Origin of the sequence: Sorangium sp. So ce1153, from assembly GCF_051521595.1 — a bacterium.
In the GTDB taxonomy this organism is placed as follows: domain Bacteria; phylum Myxococcota_A; class Polyangia; order Polyangiales; family Polyangiaceae; genus Sorangium.
On the sequence record NZ_CP150361.1, the window covers coordinates 866,585 to 885,323 of the forward strand.

Below are 18,739 nucleotides of genomic sequence, written 5' to 3' on the forward strand. Positions count from 1 at the left end.
TGCCTCGTGAACGGGGGAGCCGGGGACTGGACGGGCATCGCTGCGCTGCGGGCCGGCGCTCGGGTTCGTGGGGCCCTTCCCCCGCCACCCCCTCCCGCGTCACCCCCACCCCCGCCGACTCGGGGGGAAGGGGGGCGAGGGGCGATCGCCTGGGTGATCGCAGACGGCTGGGCGGGGAACATGGATCGCTGGCGGTGAGCGCGGACCCGGCGGTGAAGCGGGGGCGCTGCGGGTACGTCCGTACGCGGTTCTACCTGGCCAGCCGGATGGCTGCGGTCTGCGAAGCTTTGTAGAAGACTGCGCATGATCCGGTCGCGCTTGTCCATTGCATGTGTCGTCATCACCTGCGGCGTGCTGTCCGGCGCTTGCCAGAAAGAAGAAGCAGAGCCAGAGGCGATCCCGGCCCCCGCACAGTCGGTCGCGCCGGTCGCCGCCGACCCCGTGCCCGCCGCGATACCGACGCCCGCTGCGACCCCGGAGCCCGCGGCGGCCCAGGAGCCCGCGGCAGCGGCCTCCGCCGCGACGGCCGACGCAGACGCGGGGGCGGCCGAGGGGGCGACGGGGACGGCTGTTCCCCGCGGGAGCGGTGCCTCCATCCAGGCGTGCTGCACCGCGCTCCACGCGGTGGCCACCAAGTCGGGGAAGTCGCCAGAGGCCAAGTCGAAGGCGGCAACGGCATCCCACCTGTGCGCCGGGATCGAGAAGCTCGTGCAGAGCGGGAAGACCCCGCGCGCCAAGGCGCTCACCCAGATCCGAGCGAGCCTCGCCGGGAGCACGCCGCCCGCCGAGTGCAACTGAGCCGCGGTACGGAACGGCGCCGGAGGCCGCGCCCAGGAGCTGTCATGCCCTCCCAGCGGGTTACCGATCGTCAGAAGAGCGCCAGCTCGGTCGTCGCGGCGGGCGAGACCCACGCCGACCGGATCGCCACCGAGATCGAGGCGCTGCTCTCTCCCTACCTCCGCAAGGGAGAGCAGATGCCGAACATCGCCCTCCTCACACAGCTCGTCGTCCGCGCCCTCGCCGACGCGCGCGATCGCATGGTGACAGCCGACGAGATCCTCGTGGGCGAGCTCGCCGACGATGGCGCTCCGCGGGAAGGCCGCGACGAGGTCGCCCACGAGCTCCACGACGAGCTCAATGACCTCCGCGACTGGCTCACCGGCCTGTACGGCCACGCGGCCCTCAAGCACCTGGGGTTCACGGAGGCCACCCCGCGCGATCCGGTGCAGCTGGAGCGCTTCGCCGGCGAGGTGACGCGCGCGCTCAGCAGCAAGGAGCTGCCGAGGCCCCGCCGCGAGGGGGTCCGGTGGGACGCCGACGACGCGGTGCTGCGGATCGAGCGGCTGCGCGACGCGCTCCTCAGCCACCTGAAGGACGTGGCGCGCGAGGCGCGCGAGGCCAAGGCGACGCGGATGGCCAAGAGCACGGCCATCGCCCTGTACGACGAGCGCTTCGGCCGCGTCGCGACGTTCCTGGGAGGGTTCTTCCGGCTCGCGGGCCACACCGACCTGGCGAACCAGGTGCGCCCCTCGTCGCGCCGATCCGGACAGACCGAGGTGGACGCGACGCCGCCGGAGCCAGCCAGCGCCACGCCGGGAAAGCTCGAGCGCTCCACGCTCGCGGACGATCAGCGCTCGGGCGGATAGCTAGCCCGTCGTCGCCGCGCGCGGCCGCGATCGCGCGGCGTCAGTAGCGGTCGCGATCGCGCGGCGCCAGGAGCGGTCGCGATCGCGCGGCGCCAGGAGCGGTCGCGATCGCGCGGCGCCAGGAGCGGTCGCGATCACACGGCGCCAGGAGCGGTCGCGCGCTGCTCGCCCGGCGCCGTCACGCGAAGTGATCGTACCCCCGCGCCTCGACGCTCGTCAGCTGCCCTTCCGGCCCGAGCAGCGCCACGGCGCTGGCGCCCTCCTCGCGCGGCGCGCAGCGGCCGATCGCCACGAAGCCGGGGAGCGACCCGACGTCAGGACCCGCGACCGCGACCGCGTAGTCCTCGCCGCCGTGGAGCGCGAGCTCCAGCGCATCCGCGCCGAGCAACGCGGCCGCCTCGCGCAGGTCAGCGCTCACGAGCGCCGCAGGATCGAGCAGGACGCGCACGCCGCTCGCGCGCGCGAGGTGCGCGAGGTCCGCGGCGAGGCCGTCGGAGACGTCGATCGCCGCGCCCGCGCGCGCGGTGCCGACCGCGGCCGCGCGGAGGCCCGCGTCGATGCGCGCCACCGGCCGACGAAACGCGTGGACCGCCCGCTCGGCCGCCGCGCCGGCCGGCGACATGCCCCGGTCGAGCAGCGCGAACCCCGCCGCGGCGAGGCCGACCGGGCCCGCCAGCGCCAGCGCGTCCCCGGGGCGCGCGCCGTCGCGCCGCAGCGGCGCTGCCGCCGCGCCGAGCGCCGTCGTGGTGATCGAGATCTCGCCGCCCCGGGAGAGGTTCCCGCCGATGATCGCCGCGCCGATCTCGTCGCACGCGGCGCGCTGGCCCCGGGCGAGGGCGCCGAGCTCGTCGTCGCTCACGTCCCGAGGCAGCACCAGCGCCGCGAGCAGGCCGACCGGGCGGGCGCCCATCGCCGCGAGATCGCTCGCCGCCGCCATCGTCGCCCGGTAGCCGAGATCCTCGAAGGTCAGCAGATCGCGCCGGAAATGCACGCCCTCGACCGCGCTGTCGATCGTCCAGACGAGCGGCTCCGCGGCCCCGCCCGGCGGAGACGCGGGCGCGATGATCGCGGCGTCGTCGCCGATGCCGCAGAGCACATGAGCGCCCGCCGCGCCGCCGAGCGCGGCGCGCAGCATCTCGATGCGCGTCCACTCGGAGCGCGCGGTCATTGGAAGATGGGCGGCGCGACGCTGTTCGCCGGCGAGCCCGCGACCGTGGGCAGCTTGACCACGAACACGGTGCCGCGCGGCTCGTTCGGCTCGATGCGGACGGTGCCGCCGTGCGCCTCGACGAGGCGCTTGACGATCGAGAGGCCGAGGCCGGTGCCGCCGTGCTCCCGGGTCGAGCTCTGATCGATCTGGTAGAACGGGTCGAACACCTTCAAGCGCTCGCCGACCGGGATGCCGACGCCCGTGTCCACGACGCGGATCTCGACCGCCTGCTGGAGCGGCGCGACGAGCACCAGCCCGGGGAGGTCGTCCGTGTCGTCGCTCACGGCGCGCGCGGCGAGCAACACCTCGCCGCCCGCCTCGGTGAACTTCACCGCGTTCTCGACGAGGTTGATGAACACCTGCCGCAGCCGGTCGCCGTCCCCGAGCACCGCCGGGAGATCGCTCTCGGCGTGGATCCGCAGCTCGACCCCCTTCTTCGCGGCCGCCGGCGCGATGGTCGACGCCGCCTCGAGGAGCACCGGGCCGACCGCCACCTCGCTGCGGTGCACGATCAGCGTGCCGCTCTCCAGCTTCGAGAGATCCAGCAGGCTCATGATGAGCCCGAGCAGCTGCTCGCTCTTCGACCGGATCGTCTCGATGAACTCGCGCTGCTCGCCGGTCAGGGGCCCGCCGATGCCCTCGGCGAGCATCTCGCTGTACCCCATGATCGACGTGAGCGGCGTGCGGAGCTCGTGCGACACCGTGGCCAGGAAGTTCGACTTGAGCCGATCGAGCTCCTTCAGCCGCTCGTACGCCTGCTGCAGCTCGGCGTTCTTCTGCGAGAGCTCGCGGAAGCTCTCGCGGATCGACGCGACGTGCATCGTCGAGGTGAGGAGCGACTTGTGGCCGCTGAACAGGATGAGATCGAGCACGGAGCGGAGGTGGTCCGCGATCTGGCCGAGCCGCTCCGGCCGGAGCCTCGCCACCCACGCCGGCCCCTCCGTCGCGCGGCAAGGGTCGACGTCGACCTGCGCCGCCGCCTCGGCCTGCGCCAGAGGAGCGGCCGCGGCGTCCTCCGGCAGGTACGGACCGAGGACCGAGCGGCCGATCGTGCGGCCGTCGTACTCGATCGGGAACACCTGGTAGAGCGCGCCCGTGAAGGGCGCCTCCGCGAGCTCGGCGCCCGACTCCGCGAGCGTCGCGCCGCCGGTCGACTGGATCCGGATCGGCAGCCCGAACAGCTTGTGGAACGAGGCCGCCATCTCCCCGAGGGCCTGGCGATCGACGAGATCCTCCAGCGAGAGCGGGCCGATGCCGACCAGATCGACCACCGGCGCGGCCGCGGGGGGCGGCAGCGTCGAGGGCTCCGGGGTGCTCGGCGGAGGCCCGTCGCGCTTCGAGGAGGCAGGCGCGTCCGCGACGCGGGCCGACGGCATCGGCGCGGAGCTCGGCACGCTGAGGAGATCCTCGTCGTCGAGGCCGAAGTCGACCGGCGTCCCCTTGTGGGCGTCGGGCCTCATGGAATGCCGCCCATTCGCCTCGCGAGGAGGTCGTTCACCGAGCTCGTCACCCCGAGCTGGCGCACCGCGCTGTTCAGGAGCTCCTCGCCGCTGATCGACAGCCGCTTCGAGAGCTGGTGCGTCTGATCGAGCGTCTCCCACGTGAGGTGGAGCAGGCCCATGAACGTCTCCACCGTGCCGACGCCGCGGGTCGCGATCGCCCGGTACACCGGCTCCTTGCCGCGCGCCGCGAGCCGCGCCAGCTCCTCGTCGCTCCGGATGTCGGGGAGGTCGCGCTTGTTGAACTGGATGACGAGCGGCATCCTCGCGAGATCGAGGCCGTTCTCCCGCAGGTTCTGGCGGAGGTCGAAGAACGCCTCGGCGTTGCGCTGCGTCTCGGAGGTCTGCGAGTCGGCGATCAGCGCGACGCCGTCCGCCCCCTGGAGCACGAGCCGCCGCGTGGCCGCGTGCATCGGCTGTCCGGGCACGGTGAACAGCTTGATGCGGAGCGAGACGTCGCCGTCCTTCGCGCGGAAGGTGAGCGGCAGGAGATCGAAGAACAGCGTGCGATCGTCCTGCGTCTCGAGGGTCATCAGCCGTCCGCGAGCGTCCGACCCGGCGAGGCCGTGCAGCGAGACGAGGTTCGTCGTCTTGCCGCTGAGCGCCGGGCCGTAATAGACGAGCTTGATCGTCACTTCACGGGCTGCGAAGTCGAGCTGCACAGCCGCATTCTCGCATGAGCGACGGACGATTGGATATGGTCACGGCGCCCGGACGAGGAAGCCGGGCGCCGTCTCCTCCCCTGTCAGGAGGCGTGCGCCCCGCTCAGGCCGAGCCGCCGGGCGAGTTGGGGACGCTGGACAGGGGAGGGGGGATCGGCTTGATCTCGCCGTTCTCGACAGTCCAGAGCGCGCTCCGGAGCCCCTCCAGGCGCGCGGTCAGCGCCTGGAGCGCCTCGGCCTGCGCGTCGCACGCCTGGAGCTGGGTCTCGCTGCTCGGCTCGACGCGCGCCCGCTCCTCGCGGGCCGCCTTGAGCACCTCGATGACCTCGCGGTGCAGCTCCTGGCCGGCCGTGACCACCCACGCGTCGAGCCGGCTCGCGAACTCCTGGATCATCTCGTCGAGCTTCGGCCCGATCCGGACCGCCGCCTCGCGCAGCGCGACCGGCGCCATCTCCTTCGCCTTCTTGCGGGTCTCGGCCTCGACCTTCTCCTTCACGTAGACGGCCAGGACAGGGGCGGCGAGCGCGAGGATGCCGCCGAGCAGGGCGTTCGTGAACATCACGCCGAGGCCGATCGTGAAGAGCGCGAAGACACCGACATCGTAGCCGAACGTGTCGACCTCGACGTTCGGCGGCTTCACGTCGCCCCCGAGCGCCTCGCTGACCCGCTTCGCCACGTCGTGCGCGTCCTCCCGGACGAGCGCGATCGTCTTCTCGGCGAGCGCCTCGAGCGCCGTCGCGATCTCCTTCGTCTCGGCCTGCGCCCACTCGGCGAAGGTGCGCTCCAGGAACGCCCCGAGGTAGACCTTGATCTCGTCGGTGTTGGCCTCGTCGATGATCGTCGGCAGCTGGCGGAGCACGTCGTCGACGAAGCGCTCCAGGTCGCGGCGCACCCACGCCCGGATGGCGCTCACCTCCTCGCGGATGCCGGCGCGCCGCTCCTCGATGGTGCGCGACTGGCCGGCGAGGTCCTTCTCGATCATCTCGATGCGACGGCTGAGCTCCTCGCGCGACATCGCGGTCGCCCGCCGCCGCGCGTCGACGCCCTTGCCGAGCAGGCGCGCGGCCTCGAGGCCCTCGCCGAGCGCGTTGTCGAGCAGGATGCGCCCGCGCTCCTCGGCGAGGAACCGGGTCAGGTGGTCGAGCAGCTCCGGCATCCCGCTGCCGGGCCGATCGCCCTCCAGCGCCCGCTCGCTCGAGATCGGGAAGACCACCGGCGACTTCACGAGCTTGCCGAGCTCGCTCCGGATGTAGGCGAGCGCCTCGACCTCCTCGTCCTGGCTCCAGATGTCGCGCTTCGTCACGACGAACAGGATCTTGTCGCGCGACTGCCCGAGCAGCTTGTCCTGGAGGAAGACCCGCTCGCTCTCCTTCAGCGGCTGGCCGGCGTCGATGAGGAACAGCACGGCGTCCGACCGCGGGATGTAGCTGTACGTGATGTCCGCCCGCTGGAGCGAGAGGTCGTTCACCCCGGGGGTGTCGACGAGGACCACGCGCTCGCGCAGGAGCTCCGCCGGGTAACCGACCTCGAGGAACTTGACGTCGCCCGCGCTCGACGAGCGCTCGCCGCCGACGATGAACGCCCGCACGTCCTCGAACGGCAGGCCGGTGCGCTCGCCCGACGCGTAGACCACCTCGGCGCGCGGCTCGGCCGCGTACTCGAGGTGGTGGATCACCGCCGTCGTGGGCGTCACGCCCACGGGGAGGATCGAGGCGCCGAGCAGGGCGTTCACGAAGGTCGTCTTGCCGTGGTTGAACTCGCCGACCACGACGAGGTGGAACCGGTCGGCGTCGAGCTTCTTCACGAGATCGTTCGTGACGCGCGTGGCGACGCTCCTGGCGCCGAGGGACTCGGCGAACTCCACGAGATCCCGGAGAGTCCCGGTCACGTCGTCTTTGCGGCTGTGGAAGGATTCGAGCATGTGCGTTGGACCTCGGCCTTGGTCGGGGGGCTGGTGAGGAGGCGGCCCCTCAGCCCCAGATCTTGATGACTTCGTGCACCTTCTCGTCGACCTCCTCCATGGAGATGCCGCTCGCGCCGAGCCCGGCGTGACGCTTGTAGAGCTCGCTCTCGGCGAAGGCCCGGAGCGCCAGGACGCGCTTCGGCAGCCACGGGTGGCTGGCCGTGAACTCGGCGAACCTGCCGATCCCGCCCTTGCCCTCGTCGTGCTGGGCGATGAACGCCTCGAGGTTCAGCTCCTCGTAGAGCTTGGTCGAGCCGAGCGCGAGCTTGGTGAGCGCGCGCGTCGAGACGTCGAGGCTCTTCGCGCAGAGCAGCCCGGCGCGGTCGCAGGTGACCTCGGCGCGGCGCGACCAGCCGGAGAGCGCGAGCATCGCCGGGCCGACGATCCACTTCACGAACACCGACGCCATGCGCGTCAGGTAGTGCATCGCGGTCAGGTAGACCACGTGGCTGTTGTGGATGTGGCCGCACTCGTGGCCGATGACGCTGAGCAGCTCGTCGTCGGTGAAATGGTCGACGAGCGCGGAGTGCACCATGATGAACGAGTCGTCGTTCGTGCCGTAGGTGGCGGCGTTGAGGGTGGGGCTGTTGACGATGTAGAGCGTCGGGGTCGCGATCCCGAGCGTCTCGGCGCAGTGGACCGCGAGGTTGTGGACGCGCGGGAACTGCGTGGGGCCGACCTTGACGGCGTGGCCGAGGAGCTCGTTCTTGCCGACCGTCTTGAACAGCCTGACCGCGGCGGTCACGGCGAGCTCGACCGGACGCATCTTCTCGAAGGCGAGCCGTGTGTTCTTATCGGACACGTAGGCATACGCGTTGCCAGCGCCGTCGCCGCCGCCTGCGCGCTGCCCTTTCCGTCTCTCGATGAAGCCCTTGAAATCGAGCGATCCGACCTGTGCCATCCGGCGAAGGTAACGGTCGGGCAGCGGCCGCGCAACGCCACCCGCGCCCGGCGCCGCGAACTTAACGCAAAATCACGGGGCGACCTCCGCCCTTCACTGAGCCTGACGCGACCTGACGCGCTCAGACGCGAAGGAGGGCGAGGAGCCCCTCCGGGCCGAGGCGCTCGAGCGTCCGCTGCCGCGCGAGGAAGCGCCGGAAGTCCTTGTAGACGCCGCTGCCCCTGGGGCGGAGCTCGAAGTCGGTGATCCGCGTGATCGAGAACCGCAGCGCGGCGGCTGCGCTCTCGTGGAACAGACGATCGCGCTCCTCGGTTGAAAGCGGCCGCACCGAGACGTAGCCGGCGGCGAGCGCGGCGGCGAGATCGGGGTCGAGGTCGTCGCCGAAGCACCACGCCAGCATCGTGACAGCGAGGTCGAACGCGGCGCTGCCGCGCGAGGCGCTCTCGAAATCGAGCAGCGCCGAGATCTCGCCGCCCTGCCAGAGCACGTTGTCGCGGAAGAGATCGCCGTGGATGAGCGTCTCGGGCCCCGGCGTCCGCGGCCTCGCGGCGCGGATCCGCTCGAGCCGTCCGGTGAGCTCGTCCACGGCCGCAGCCACCTCGGGCGGGAGGGCCGAGCCCTGCGCGCGGACGCCGCGGAGCCGCTGGTCGAGGCCGTCGAGGTCGAACCGGCTCACGCTCGCCCCCTCAAACGAGGCGCCGACGAGGTGCACCCGCGCCAGGGCCGAGCCGACGCGGCGGGTCGCGTCGGGCGTGACGCGCGCCTGGCAGAGCGACTCGCCCGCGACCCAGGGGAACAGCGCGACGGGCTTCCCGGCGTGCTCTGCAATGAACGAGGCGCCCTCCGCCCCGGGCGCTCCGTCCTGGCGGCGGAGCGGCTGCGGCGTGGCGACGCCCCCGGCCGCGAGGTGCTCCAGCATGCGCGCCTCGCGCGAGGCAGCGCCGAGCTGCTGCTCCTCGTACACGCGCAGGAACACCTGCCCGCGGCCATCGGCGAGCGTCAGCGCGAAGTTGGAGTTCACGCTCCCGGCGAGGAGGCCGCGCACGTCGGCGATCTCCAGGCCGTAGAGCGCGCCGATGCGGCGGGCATCCGCGAGCGAGAGCGGGGTCAAGATGGCCATCGCGCGCAGGGTAGCCTCGATTCGCGCGGCGCCTCCACAGGAAGTTCGTGGCGCAGCGGGAGCCGCGCACCGCGCGCGAAGGCGCGCGTGGAACAGAGGCGCGCGAGAGCGCGCGTGGAACGGAGGTGCGCGAAAGCGCGCGTGGAATGGAGGCGCGCGAAAGCGCGCGCGGAAGGGGACGCGGAGGGGAACGGGGCAGACGGTGGGGAATGGAGGCGCGCGAAAGCGCGCGCGGAAGGGGACGCGGAGGGGAACGGGACAGACGGTCGGGGAAGGCGAGAAGGAGCGGCGAGAAAACGCGGGCGCCGGGCCAGGATCTGCAGCGCCCCTGCTCGCGGACCGGACCCGCGTGCGTTATGAATGAAGGAGCGGGAGCAACACCCCCTTCAACTATCGAATGCCCACCCTCTACGGAAACACCACCGGACTCAGCCCCCTAGCCACCAAGACCCTCGAGCGCATCTACCGACGCAAGGTCCCGCTCGCCAGCATCGCCACGCCCGAGCTCATCAAGGCGCTCGCCGAGGCGTCGCACGAGACAGGGCGCCAGGTCGGCGCGCTCGTCCACCGCTCAGGCGAGATCGACTACGTCGTCGTCGGCGACGCGACCCGGCTGATGCTGCCTGACATCGGGCGCCTCCGCGCCGCGCAGGGGCGCTTCAGGGCGCTCCGGCTCGTCCACACGCACCTCTTCAACGAGCCGCTCACGCGAGACGACCTCGTCGACCTCGTCCGCCTCCGGCTCGATCTCGTCGCGGCCGTGCAGCTCACCCCGCAGGGCGAGCCGCGCACGATCCAGTACGCGTACAACGTGCCGGTCCACGGAAAGGACGAGGTCACGGTCACCGTCGACGGCGCCGCGGAGGAAGGCGACGGCCGCCGCCAGGTGGAGCTGCCGTACCGGACGGTGGGCCCTGTCGCGGTCGGTCGCGTCGACGTCGACTTCGGCGCGCTCATCCAGGCGCTCGAGGACGAGTTCACGAAGCGCTCGCGCACGCGCTCGGTCGCGGCCAAGGACGGCCGGGCGATCCTCGTCCACGTCGCCGAGAAGTCCAAGATGGGCGCGCTCGCGCGGGCCGAGGAGAGCCTGCGCGAGCTGACCGAGCTCGCCGGGACCGCGGGGGTCGACGTCGCGGACACGGTCCTCCAGCTGCGCGACCGCATCGACCCGCGGCTCGTGCTCGGCAAGGGCAAGCTGGACGAGGTGGTGCTGCGCGCCTCGGAGCTCGACGCCGAGACGCTGGTCTTCGACCGGGACCTGACCCCCTCGCAGGCGTCGGCGATCGCGAAGCACACGGATCTCAAGGTGCTCGACCGGACGCAGCTCATCCTCGACATCTTCGCCCAGCGGGCGGAGTCGTCCGACGGCAAGCTCCAGGTCGAGCTGGCGCAGCTCAAGTACACCCTCCCTCGCCTCGGGCAGAAGGACGACTCCCTGTCTCGCCTCACCGGTGGCATCGGCGGGCGCGGTCCTGGCGAGACGAAGCTCGAGATCGGGCGCCGCCGCGCGAAGGAGCGCGTCACCTTCCTGGAGGGGCAGCTCAAGCGGCTCTCCCGGCAGCGCGAGCAGCGCCGCCGCCGCCGCGCCCGGCTCGGCGTGCCGGTGGTCTCGATCGTGGGCTACACGAACGCCGGCAAGAGCACGCTGCTGAACACGCTGACCGGCGCCGACGTGCTGGCCGAGAACAAGCTGTTCGCGACGCTCGACACCCGCTCGAGGCGGCTGCGCTTCCCCGAGGAGCGCGAGGTCGTGATCACCGATACCGTCGGCTTCATCCGGGAGCTCCCGAAGGACCTGTTCGCCGCCTTCCGGGCGACGTTCGAGGAAGCGGCCGACGCCGACCTCCTGCTCCACGTCGTGGACGCGAGCGATCCCGCGCGCGATCAGCACATCGAGACGACCGAGGCGCTGCTGACCGAGCTCGATCTCATCGGCATCCCCCGCGTCCTCGTGTTCAACAAGGCGGACCTCATCGCGCCGGAGGAGGGGCGGCGGCTGCTCCTCGGTCACCCCGACGCGGTGCTCCTCTCCGCGACGGACAGGGAGACGACGCGGGAGCTGCTCGCCAAGCTCGCCGACCGGCTCAAGAGCCGCTGGGAGGAGGCCGCGACGGTGCCCGCGTACGAGGCGGAGGCGGCCGACGGCGCGCTGGACGACGGCGGGCTGTTCGACGGCGAGGCCGGGTCGATGACGGTGATCGGCCCGCCCTCGGGCGCCGGCGCCGAGGGCGTCAGCTCGCCCGTGCGAGGGACGTTCGAGGCGTGAGCATCGACCGGGCTCGGTGTGGAGCCCGGCCAGGCTCGCGTCGGGTCTGGCTCGCGTTGACTCGCGTCGAGGAGAGGTGAGCTCCGCCGGGCTCGAGGTGGAGCCCGGCGGAAGCTCCGTCGAGGCTCAGGGCTCCGGGAACTCGGCGCAGACGAAGATGCTGAGGCAGTTGCCGCTAGCGCACTCCTCGTCCTCCGCGCACGTCTCGGAGGGGGCCAGCTTGCAGGCTCCCTCGCCGTCGCACACGTTGACGCCGCTGCAGTCCGCCCCATCCTCGCCCCCGGCGGCGACGTTGGAGCACTCGCCCAGCGAGCCCTCGATGTTGCAGGCCTGGCAGGCCGCGTCGCACCCGGTGTTGCAGCAGACGCCGTCGACGCAGCTGCCGCTTCCGCACTCCTCGCCGTCCGTGCACTCCTGACCGTTCGCGGCCTTGCACGCGCCCGCGGCGTCGCACGCCTGGTTCTCCTCGCAGCCAAGGCCCGGCGTGCCGGCCGGAGCCAGCGAGCAGGTGCCCTCTTCCGCATCGCAGACGTGGCACAGGGCGCAGTGCGCGTCCTCCGTGCACTCGGTGAAGCACGCGTTCTCCTCTGAATCGCAGGCGAACGTCTCGCACTCCTTCGGCTCGCCGGGCTCGCACTCCGTGCTCGTCCCGTCGCAGGTGCCGCGGCCGGTCTCGACGCCCTCGGAGCACGTCGTCGCGCCGCACGCCGTCTCGGCCTTCGAGGGGCCGCACGTGCCGCTCTCATCGCCCGATTCCTTGAGATCGGCGGCGCAGGCGTCGCAGTCCTCGTCGCAGGCGGCGTTGCAGCAGACGTCGTCGGCGCAGAAGCCGCTCGCGCAGTCGTCCGCCTCCCCGCACGCCTTGGCGAGCTCACACTGCGGGCAGTCGGGGCCACCGCAGTCGATGTCGGTCTCTTCGCCGTTCTTCGTGCCGTCGGCACAGGCGTTGACGACGACGCCGTTGTCTCCCGGGATTTGCGAACGATCGACCGTGGCGATGAGCTCACAGCCCATCCCGAGGGTCGCGATCGCGCCGGCGCAGAGCGCCATCGCGAGAAGGTGCTGGTTCTTCCACATAGTAGTCCCCTTAGAAGGTAAACCGCGCAGCGGCGCCGCCGCCGGTCGGGCTGACGAACGGAGCGACAAACGCATTCTTCTTCACGCTCGAAGCCGCGGCCTTCGTCTCGGCCGGCGTGTCGTCGCTGAGGAGCAGAACCGCCCCGGTGACGCCGAACGTGAGCGCGACGGCGAAGGACATGTCGGCGATGAGCGCGTTGCGATCGACGCGGTCGGCCGTCTTGGTCGTCGGGCTGTCGTCGAAGTCGCTCTTCGCGCTGAGCGCCTGGATGCCGAAGATCGTCCCGACCACGACGCCAGCGCCGGCGAGCCCGAGCGTGACGTAGGCCGGCACCGGAGAGCGCGGCTCGACCGGCGCTGCGGGCGGCGGGGTCTGGACCGGCGGCGGGGTCGTGGCAGGCGGCGGGGTCGCGGGCTGCGCCGGCGCCGCGGCGACGGGCTCCGGCGGCTTCGGCGTCAGCGTGACGCTGACGTCGCGCGTCTCGGCGAAGGTGACCTCGATCTCCTGGCTCGAGTCGACGAACCCCTCGGCAGAGACGGTCAGCGTGTGCTTGCCGGGCGGGACCGAGAGCTCCTTGCCCGCCTGGGCCACGCCGTCGACCGCGATCTTGAGGCCCTGCGGCGCGTCCGGCGCGGTCGCGACCCGCACCTTCGCCGGCGTCTTCTTCAGGGCCTCGACGCGGCCCTGCGCCTCGGTGATCTTGTCCTTGAACTTCTCGGCGTCCGGCTTCGAGTCGAGGAACGCCTGCCAGGCGGCGACCGCCTCGGTGGCGAGCCCCTGCTTGTCGAGCGAGAGCGCGAGCTTGTACTTCGGCGCGGCGCCGGGAACGTACTCGTCCGCCTGGCGATACAGGTCGGCCGCGGTGGCGTACTCGCCCTTCTCGAACCTGGCCTCGGCCTCCTTGTAGAGCTTCTTGGCCTCGTCCTTCTTCTGCTTGTCGGTCAGCGGCTTCTTCGGCTTGGTGGTGGTCACCTTGGCCGCAGGCTCGCCGGTCTTTCCGGGGGTCGCCGTCGCGGGGGTGCCGGCGGCGGGCGGCGTCGCACCGGCGGCGGGCGGCGTCGCGCCGGCGGCGGGCGGCGTCGTGCCCGTCGCGGTCGGCGCCGGCGTGGTGGGGGCCGCCTGCGCCGCGGGCGCAGCGGGCTTGGCAGGCGCCATCGTCGGCGCGGCCCCGGCGGGCGCCTGCGCGGCCGGCTTGCCCGCCGGAGGCGCCGCCGGCCCCGTCTGCGCAGATGCCGGGCTGACGTTCGTCAGCGTCAGGAGCCCAGAGACCATCGCCGCCGAGGTCAACATCGTCAGCCGGCCCGATCGTGAACGCATACCGTAAGCCCTCCTCCGCGGATAGTGTCGCGTGGGCGCCCACTTAAGCCTTGAAGGACGCTTTACACAAGGGTTTTCGCGTTCGTTGGGGCGCGCGCGCGCCCCGACGAACGCGGCGCCCCCGCCTCGCCTGCGGCGTCCCTGGACATCAAGGCTCGTCGCCGCGCTCCAGCCATGCAGGGAAGCGGAGCCTCGCCTCCACGCCGAAGCCCAAGGTCGCCTGGCGCATGCGCGCCGCCCGCTCGGCGCCCCGCGGCATGCTCTCGCGGAGCCGCCTCAGGGCCTCGATGTAGCGCGCGAACCGAGGGTCCGAGAACAGCGCGCCGAGGTCCTCCCGGATGCGCCGTATCGTGCCTGGGCTGACGCCATGGCTGCTGAAGCTCATGGTCAGTCCGGAGGCCGCGACGACTGAAGGATTGACGAAATTGGACACCTCCGGACGATCCAGCGTGCAGACGAGGCGCCCGGCGTCGGCGAGCTCGCGGTGGAGGCGCCGCGAGAGCGCGTCGTCGCCCGGCGCGAGGAACACGATGGCCGCGCCGGCGAGGTCGTCGTCGACGAACGCGCGCCGGTGCAGCTCGAGCAGGCCCTCCCGGCTGGCGCGCTCGATCGACCCGTCGACCTGCCCCGGCGCGATGACGGAGACGCGGGCGCCCGCCGAGAGGAGCCGCTCCACGGTGTACGGCGCCTCGCCGTCGCCGCCGATGACGAGGGCCCGCCGGCCGGTGAGGTCGAGGGCGATGGGGAAGAGGCGCATGAGGGGAATCGACATTGTAGACCCGCGCGCCGCCCGTGGGGGAGGCGATGACCGGGCGAGCTCGACGTCCGCGCCGCGCGGCTCAGCGGCCCGGCGCGCTCTGGGGCGGCGGGCTCGGCGGCGGGGCCGGGGGGAAAAAGGGCTGCGTGCGAAAGGCGAGCCTCCTGTCGGCGTTCCCGATGCGCGTCACGAACAGGCCGACGAAGGAGCCGAACAGCGAGTCGCCCGGCCCGATCGCGGTGGAGCCGGGCGGGCGGGTGACCCACCGCTTGATGCGATCGAGCATCTCGGCGCTCATGGGGTTCACCTCGACCAGCACGGCGACGAAATAGCGGCTGCCGTCGCGGACGAGGGAGCGCTCCACGAGCGGCAGCTTGCGGGCCTCGGCGCAGTTGCGGAGAACGCCCTCGACGTTGACCGCGACCGTGCTCGACTGACCTCCCGCCTGGATGAGCTGGATCCGGAACACCTCGTCCCACAGATCGTAAACGACGCGGCAGCTCTTGGCGGCGAGCGCGACGGGCGTGCCACCGCTCTCGTGGAAGAGGTAGCCGCGCATCGTGATGACGGTGGGGAGCCCGCTGAGCAGCTTCTTCGAGATCTCGCCGTCGACCACGTCGCGGAAGCTCACCGTGAGCTGCACGATCGTCTTGTCGAGCGTGAGGCTCGCCGCCCGCATGGGCAGCGCGGTCGGCGCGCCGAGCGCCTGCTGCGCGTCGGGGTCCGCGAGCTCCTTCGGCGCAGATCGGCCCCCCGCGGCGCCGGGCCCCTCCTGGGCCGCCGACCGGCGCGCGTCGAGGCACAGCGCCGCGAGTAGCGCCACCCCGAGCCAGCGCGCGGCGCCGCAGCGGAGCGCCGCGAGCGCCCGCCCCGCCCGGCCGACGCGCCGGCCGACGCGCCGGACGTCGCGCCAGACGTCGCGCCAGACGTCGCGCCAGACGTCGCGCCAGACGTCGACCGCGCGCCGCGCGCCGCGCGCCGCGCGTCTCGGCCCGCGACCTGCGTCCGCGCAGGTCATTTCCGCTCACCGCGCCGGGCCGGGATCAGCCCGAGCAGGTTCGAGAAGGCGAGCGTCACGCCGCCGACCGACGTGTCGACCCGCAGGCCGAGGTTGTACGTGATGTCCACCGGCACCCTGGCGAACCCCTCGTACCCGGTCGGCGGGTCGGTGAACTCGCGGCGGGCCGCCAGCCCGTAGAGGCCCGCGGCGCCGAAGAGGTCGACGCCGTAGATGGAGCCTCGTCCGGAATAGACCGGGATCCGGTACTCCGCCTCGAGCTTCGCGGCGAAGTCGCCGTACCGGACCTCGATGATGTCCGTGCTGAGGAAGTTCGGCGGCTGCCTCCGGTCGGGGGCGAGGTCGAGCAGCCGGTCCGGCAGGAGGTCGGTGAGATCTCCGACATAGAACTTCTCGAAGAACGGCGCGTCCCCCGCGACCGCGCCGGCGAACGCCTCGATGCGGAGCACGTGCCGCAGCGGCAGGCGGAACCAGCGCTGCGCGCCGAACTCGAACTTCTGGTAGCCGTAGTCGCTCCCGAACGGCGGCACGCCCACCGTGACCGAGACGGAGGCGAGCGTGCCCTGCGTCGTCAGGAAGGGCGCGTCGCGCGTGTCGTGATCGATCGCGGCGTGGAGCGACGAGAGCACCGTCCTGCCGCCCAGGATGTCGAAGTCGATGGGCTCGCGGCTGTTGCCGCGCATGTGCGAGGCGACCGTGGGCACGGTCGCGTCGATCTGCTCCAGGTGGTAGTCGAGCGACAGCTGCGAGGACGAGGACACGTCGTGGCCTGTGCCGAGCGTCGCGCCGAACCGCTTGTAGGCGACGACGGCGTAGCCCGTGACCTCCCGCTGCTCGAGCAGCGGGGACTCGAACGACACGTCCCGGTTGCCGAAGAAGTCGCGGGCGTCGTTGTAGAGCAGCGTCACGGTGGCCGACCAGCGGGTCCCCACGAACGCCGGGTCGACGAAGCGGGTCCTCAGCGCGAGCTGGTCCGCCGCGAGCCCGACGCCGGCGCCGAGCGTGATCCCCGTGCCCGCGAGGTTGGTCTCGGCGACCTGCACGCCGGTGAACGCGGAGAGCGGCCTCGCGTTGCCGGCCGTGTCCTCGTCGGCCGCGATGCCCAGCCAGAGGTCCTGGACGACGAACGTGTTGCGCTCGACGACGTCGAGCACGAGCGTCGCGCTGCCGCGCTCGGCGCCCTTGCGGAGCGACAGGCCGACCGAGGCGAAGAAGCCCGTCCCGAGGAGGCGGTAGCGGGTGAGCTCGATCTCCGGATCCTCGACGTCGAGCACGTCCCCCGCGCGGAACCTGACGTAGCGGAGGATCACGCGCGCGGCGGTCCGCACGTTGCCCCGGATCTCGACGCCATCGAGGACGTACCGGACGCGATGCCGCTCCTGGAGCGCCGCGCCCGCGGACTGGAGCGCCGCGCCCGCGGACAGCCCTGGCGCGGGGGCGCGCGCGGCCGCGGCAGGCCTCTGCTCAGGCGCCGCGGGCGCGGCGCCGGCGCCCGCGCGCTGCCCGAGCGCGCGCCCCGGCCACGACCCCGCGAGCAGCGCGCTACAGAGCGCGAGGAGCGCGCGGCTGAGCACGGGGGGCAGAGGGGTGGCCGGGGAGCGTGAGGAACTCCGGAGTCGAGGAGGAACCATCGGGCCTCTGCAACATCGCCAGAGCCTCCGGAGACGTCAGCGACGCACCGTAGCACGGCCGATCTCATCGCTGGAGGCATCGGCCGCGTCGAGATCGAGCCCCCGCGCGCCGTCCGCGGCGACGGCGCAGGAGGGCGCGTGGGGGGCGGGCGCCCTGACGCGAGGCTGCGCTCCCGGCTCGTGACGCGGCCGCCGTGGAACGCGCGAGGTCGGGGCGGAGTCGGCGTGCTCCGCCAGCACGAGCAGGTCCAGCCGGGCTGGTGTCGGCTCGATCAGGTGATCGGCCGCGGCGAGCAGCAGCCCCCGGACCTCGGCGCGCACGCTCGGGTCGCGCGTCCAGCGCGCGCCGGCGCTCGCGGCGATGGCGCGGGCGAGCAGGAGCTCCGCGCGACCGCGCACGTCCGCGGGGATCCAGTCGGCGATGAGCGGATCGGCGAGCATGAGCAGCGTCCTGCGCAGCGCGGTGACGCGGCGCGGGCCGAACTGCTCCGGCGCCCGCGCCGCGTGGCGCGCGAGGCGCAATGCCCTGCGGAGCGCGCGCCTGGCCGCCCTGCCGACCACGGCGCCGCGCAACGTGAGCCGCTCGCGCGGCGTGTCGAGGGCGCGCAGCACGGCGGCCAGCGAGAGCCCTCCCGCGATCACCAGCGCCACCGTCACGGCGGTGCCCCGGGCGCCGCGCAGCTCCCAGCCGCCGGTCGCCGCGACGAACGCGCAGGCAGCGACCAGCAAGAGCCCCAGCGAGCCGAGCGCGCCTGCCGCATGCGATCGGCCGCGCCACGGCGCGCCATCGCCCTGGAGGGTACGGGCGTAGCTGTCGGGCGCGATGAGCCGTCCGCCGCTCGGGATGAGGCCCACCATGGCTCGCCGCGCCGCGCGCCCGAGGCCGACCTCCAGCGGGCCGAGCTCGATGCCGGGCGGCTCACGGAACGGGCTCACGCGTCCAGAATAGCCGATCCCCTGCCGGCGCGAAGGACGCGGCGCGACGGCGGCGAGAGAGCTCCGTCCGGAGATCGTCGCGCGCCGAGCGCGCAGCTCGCCGGCGCCGGACGGACCGAGGGCGGATTGCGCTCGCTCTTCGTGGTCGATACGCTCGGCGCGTGAGAAGCCTCGCCGTCTGCGGCCTCGCTCTCGCCGGCGCCGCGTCGATCGGGGGGCTCCTGATCAGCAGCCCCGGCTGCAACGATTCGGCCTCGTCCTTCTGCCGCGGGCTGTGCGACTGCTGGCAGTGCAGCGGCAGCGAGTACGAAGAGTGCCTGGACACCGTGGAGGACATCGCCCAGAGCGCCGCAAGGCAAGGCTGCCCTGAAGCGGCGGAGGCCTTCACGCAGTGCGCCGCCGAGGACGTGGAGTGCATGGCCGACCGGGACGCTGCCGAGCCCACGCGATGTGAGGGCGAGCAGCGCGCTCTGGCGGAGTGCGGCGTCAGCGTGCCCACGCTCGGCCCCCTCTGCGAGCGAGGCTCGCAGAGGGTAGGGAAGTGCCAGGGGTGGAAGATCGACGTCGGGGCGTGCGCGGGCCCATACCCAGGGCGGTGCGTGTATGCCTGCTATGCGAGCTCGAGCTGTTCTGAGGTGCTGTCCGGCTCCTCTCAGGCGCTCGTCGACTGCTTCGAGCGGTGCGCGGCGCTCGCGTCGCAGCCTGAGCCGCAGCCCCGCTGAGGAGGCGGCGCGC

The 18,739-nt window shown here is 72.7% G+C and carries 16 protein-coding genes; 4 read left to right on the forward strand and 12 right to left on the reverse strand.

Annotated elements, in window-relative coordinates:
- Positions 1–318 precede the first annotated feature (318 nt).
- Together WME85_RS03065 and WME85_RS03070 are read left to right on the forward strand one after the other, a co-directional pair.
- Positions 319–798, forward strand: a complete 480-nt coding sequence (locus WME85_RS03065) for a hypothetical protein (RefSeq protein WP_437835184.1) — start codon at positions 319–321, stop codon at positions 796–798.
- Positions 799–842: 44 nt separating this feature from the next.
- The gene (locus tag WME85_RS03070; protein ID WP_437835186.1) at positions 843–1,646 is read left to right on the forward strand and encodes a hypothetical protein; all 804 of its coding nucleotides are present in this window, start codon (positions 843–845) and stop codon (positions 1,644–1,646) included.
- A gap of 178 nt (positions 1,647–1,824) precedes the next feature.
- Here WME85_RS03070 and thiL read toward each other — a convergent pair whose 3' ends face one another.
- The 6 genes from thiL to WME85_RS03100 form a co-directional block, all read right to left on the reverse strand.
- A complete protein-coding gene (gene thiL, locus WME85_RS03075) occupies positions 1,825–2,814 on the reverse strand; it encodes a thiamine-phosphate kinase (protein WP_437835188.1) in 990 nt (329 codons plus the stop codon).
- Positions 2,811–4,316: a sensor histidine kinase gene (locus WME85_RS03080; RefSeq protein WP_437835190.1), complete on the reverse strand. Its 1,506-nt coding sequence runs from the start codon at positions 4,314–4,316 to the stop codon at positions 2,811–2,813. The genes thiL and WME85_RS03080 overlap by 4 nt, the downstream gene beginning before the upstream one ends.
- The gene (locus WME85_RS03085; RefSeq protein WP_436624854.1) at positions 4,313–5,017 is read right to left on the reverse strand and encodes a GTP-binding protein; all 705 of its coding nucleotides are present in this window, start codon (positions 5,015–5,017) and stop codon (positions 4,313–4,315) included. Before WME85_RS03085 ends, WME85_RS03080 begins: the two co-directional genes overlap by 4 nt.
- 103 nt (positions 5,018–5,120) lie before the next feature.
- Positions 5,121–6,938 carry a dynamin family protein gene (locus tag WME85_RS03090; protein ID WP_437835192.1) on the reverse strand — a complete coding sequence of 606 codons (1,818 nt, stop codon included), beginning with the start codon at positions 6,936–6,938 and terminating at the stop codon, positions 5,121–5,123.
- Between the two features lie 49 nt (positions 6,939–6,987).
- Positions 6,988–7,881 carry a M48 family metallopeptidase gene (locus WME85_RS03095; RefSeq protein ID WP_437835194.1) on the reverse strand — a complete coding sequence of 298 codons (894 nt, stop codon included), beginning with the start codon at positions 7,879–7,881 and terminating at the stop codon, positions 6,988–6,990.
- 121 nt (positions 7,882–8,002) lie between these two features.
- Positions 8,003–9,001 carry a homoserine kinase gene (locus tag WME85_RS03100; protein WP_437835196.1) on the reverse strand — a complete coding sequence of 333 codons (999 nt, stop codon included), beginning with the start codon at positions 8,999–9,001 and terminating at the stop codon, positions 8,003–8,005.
- Positions 9,002–9,398: 397 nt separating this feature from the next.
- Between WME85_RS03100 and hflX the strand changes: the two genes are divergently transcribed.
- The gene (gene hflX, locus WME85_RS03105; RefSeq protein WP_437835198.1) at positions 9,399–11,267 is read left to right on the forward strand and encodes a GTPase HflX; all 1,869 of its coding nucleotides are present in this window, start codon (positions 9,399–9,401) and stop codon (positions 11,265–11,267) included.
- Positions 11,268–11,393: 126 nt separating this feature from the next.
- Here hflX and WME85_RS03110 read toward each other — a convergent pair whose 3' ends face one another.
- From WME85_RS03110 to WME85_RS03135, 6 genes are all read right to left on the reverse strand, one after another.
- Positions 11,394–12,344, reverse strand: coding sequence for a hypothetical protein (locus WME85_RS03110; RefSeq protein ID WP_437835200.1), 951 nt, complete (start codon positions 12,342–12,344; stop codon positions 11,394–11,396).
- A gap of 10 nt (positions 12,345–12,354) precedes the next feature.
- Positions 12,355–13,662: a PEGA domain-containing protein gene (locus WME85_RS03115; RefSeq protein ID WP_437835202.1), complete on the reverse strand. Its 1,308-nt coding sequence runs from the start codon at positions 13,660–13,662 to the stop codon at positions 12,355–12,357.
- 148 nt (positions 13,663–13,810) lie between these two features.
- On the reverse strand, positions 13,811–14,419 hold the full coding sequence (locus WME85_RS03120) for a precorrin-2 dehydrogenase/sirohydrochlorin ferrochelatase family protein (RefSeq protein WP_437835204.1): 609 nt from the start codon (positions 14,417–14,419) through the stop codon (positions 13,811–13,813).
- An 82-nt stretch (positions 14,420–14,501) separates the two neighbouring features.
- Positions 14,502–15,437: a hypothetical protein gene (locus WME85_RS03125; RefSeq protein WP_437835206.1), complete on the reverse strand. Its 936-nt coding sequence runs from the start codon at positions 15,435–15,437 to the stop codon at positions 14,502–14,504.
- A complete protein-coding gene (locus tag WME85_RS03130) occupies positions 15,434–17,011 on the reverse strand; it encodes a BamA/TamA family outer membrane protein (protein WP_437835207.1) in 1,578 nt (525 codons plus the stop codon). Before WME85_RS03130 ends, WME85_RS03125 begins: the two co-directional genes overlap by 4 nt.
- A gap of 93 nt (positions 17,012–17,104) precedes the next feature.
- Positions 17,105–18,004: a hypothetical protein gene (locus WME85_RS03135; RefSeq protein WP_437835209.1), complete on the reverse strand. Its 900-nt coding sequence runs from the start codon at positions 18,002–18,004 to the stop codon at positions 17,105–17,107.
- A 161-nt stretch (positions 18,005–18,165) separates the two neighbouring features.
- Here WME85_RS03135 and WME85_RS03140 point away from each other — a divergent pair, with 161 nt between their 5' ends.
- Positions 18,166–18,726: a hypothetical protein gene (locus WME85_RS03140; RefSeq protein ID WP_437835211.1), complete on the forward strand. Its 561-nt coding sequence runs from the start codon at positions 18,166–18,168 to the stop codon at positions 18,724–18,726.
- The last annotated feature ends 13 nt before the right edge of the window (positions 18,727–18,739 follow it).

Bases quoted from the DNA above. Each gene is read 5' to 3' on its own strand.
- WME85_RS03070 (WP_437835186.1), top strand. From the start codon at position 843: ATGCCCTCCCAGCGGGTTACCGATCGTCAGAAGAGCGCCAGCTCGGTC.
- thiL (WP_437835188.1), bottom strand. From the start codon at position 2,814: ATGACCGCGCGCTCCGAGTGGACGCGCATCGAGATGCTGCGCGCCGCG.
- WME85_RS03080 (WP_437835190.1), bottom strand. From the start codon at position 4,316: ATGAGGCCCGACGCCCACAAGGGGACGCCGGTCGACTTCGGCCTCGAC.
- WME85_RS03090 (WP_437835192.1), bottom strand. From the start codon at position 6,938: ATGCTCGAATCCTTCCACAGCCGCAAAGACGACGTGACCGGGACTCTC.
- WME85_RS03095 (WP_437835194.1), bottom strand. From the start codon at position 7,881: ATGGCACAGGTCGGATCGCTCGATTTCAAGGGCTTCATCGAGAGACGG.
- WME85_RS03100 (WP_437835196.1), bottom strand. From the start codon at position 9,001: ATGGCCATCTTGACCCCGCTCTCGCTCGCGGATGCCCGCCGCATCGGC.
- hflX (WP_437835198.1), top strand. From the start codon at position 9,399: ATGCCCACCCTCTACGGAAACACCACCGGACTCAGCCCCCTAGCCACC.
- WME85_RS03110 (WP_437835200.1), bottom strand. From the start codon at position 12,344: ATGTGGAAGAACCAGCACCTTCTCGCGATGGCGCTCTGCGCCGGCGCG.
- WME85_RS03115 (WP_437835202.1), bottom strand. From the start codon at position 13,662: ATGCGTTCACGATCGGGCCGGCTGACGATGTTGACCTCGGCGGCGATG.
- WME85_RS03120 (WP_437835204.1), bottom strand. From the start codon at position 14,419: ATGCGCCTCTTCCCCATCGCCCTCGACCTCACCGGCCGGCGGGCCCTC.
- WME85_RS03125 (WP_437835206.1), bottom strand. From the start codon at position 15,437: ATGACCTGCGCGGACGCAGGTCGCGGGCCGAGACGCGCGGCGCGCGGC.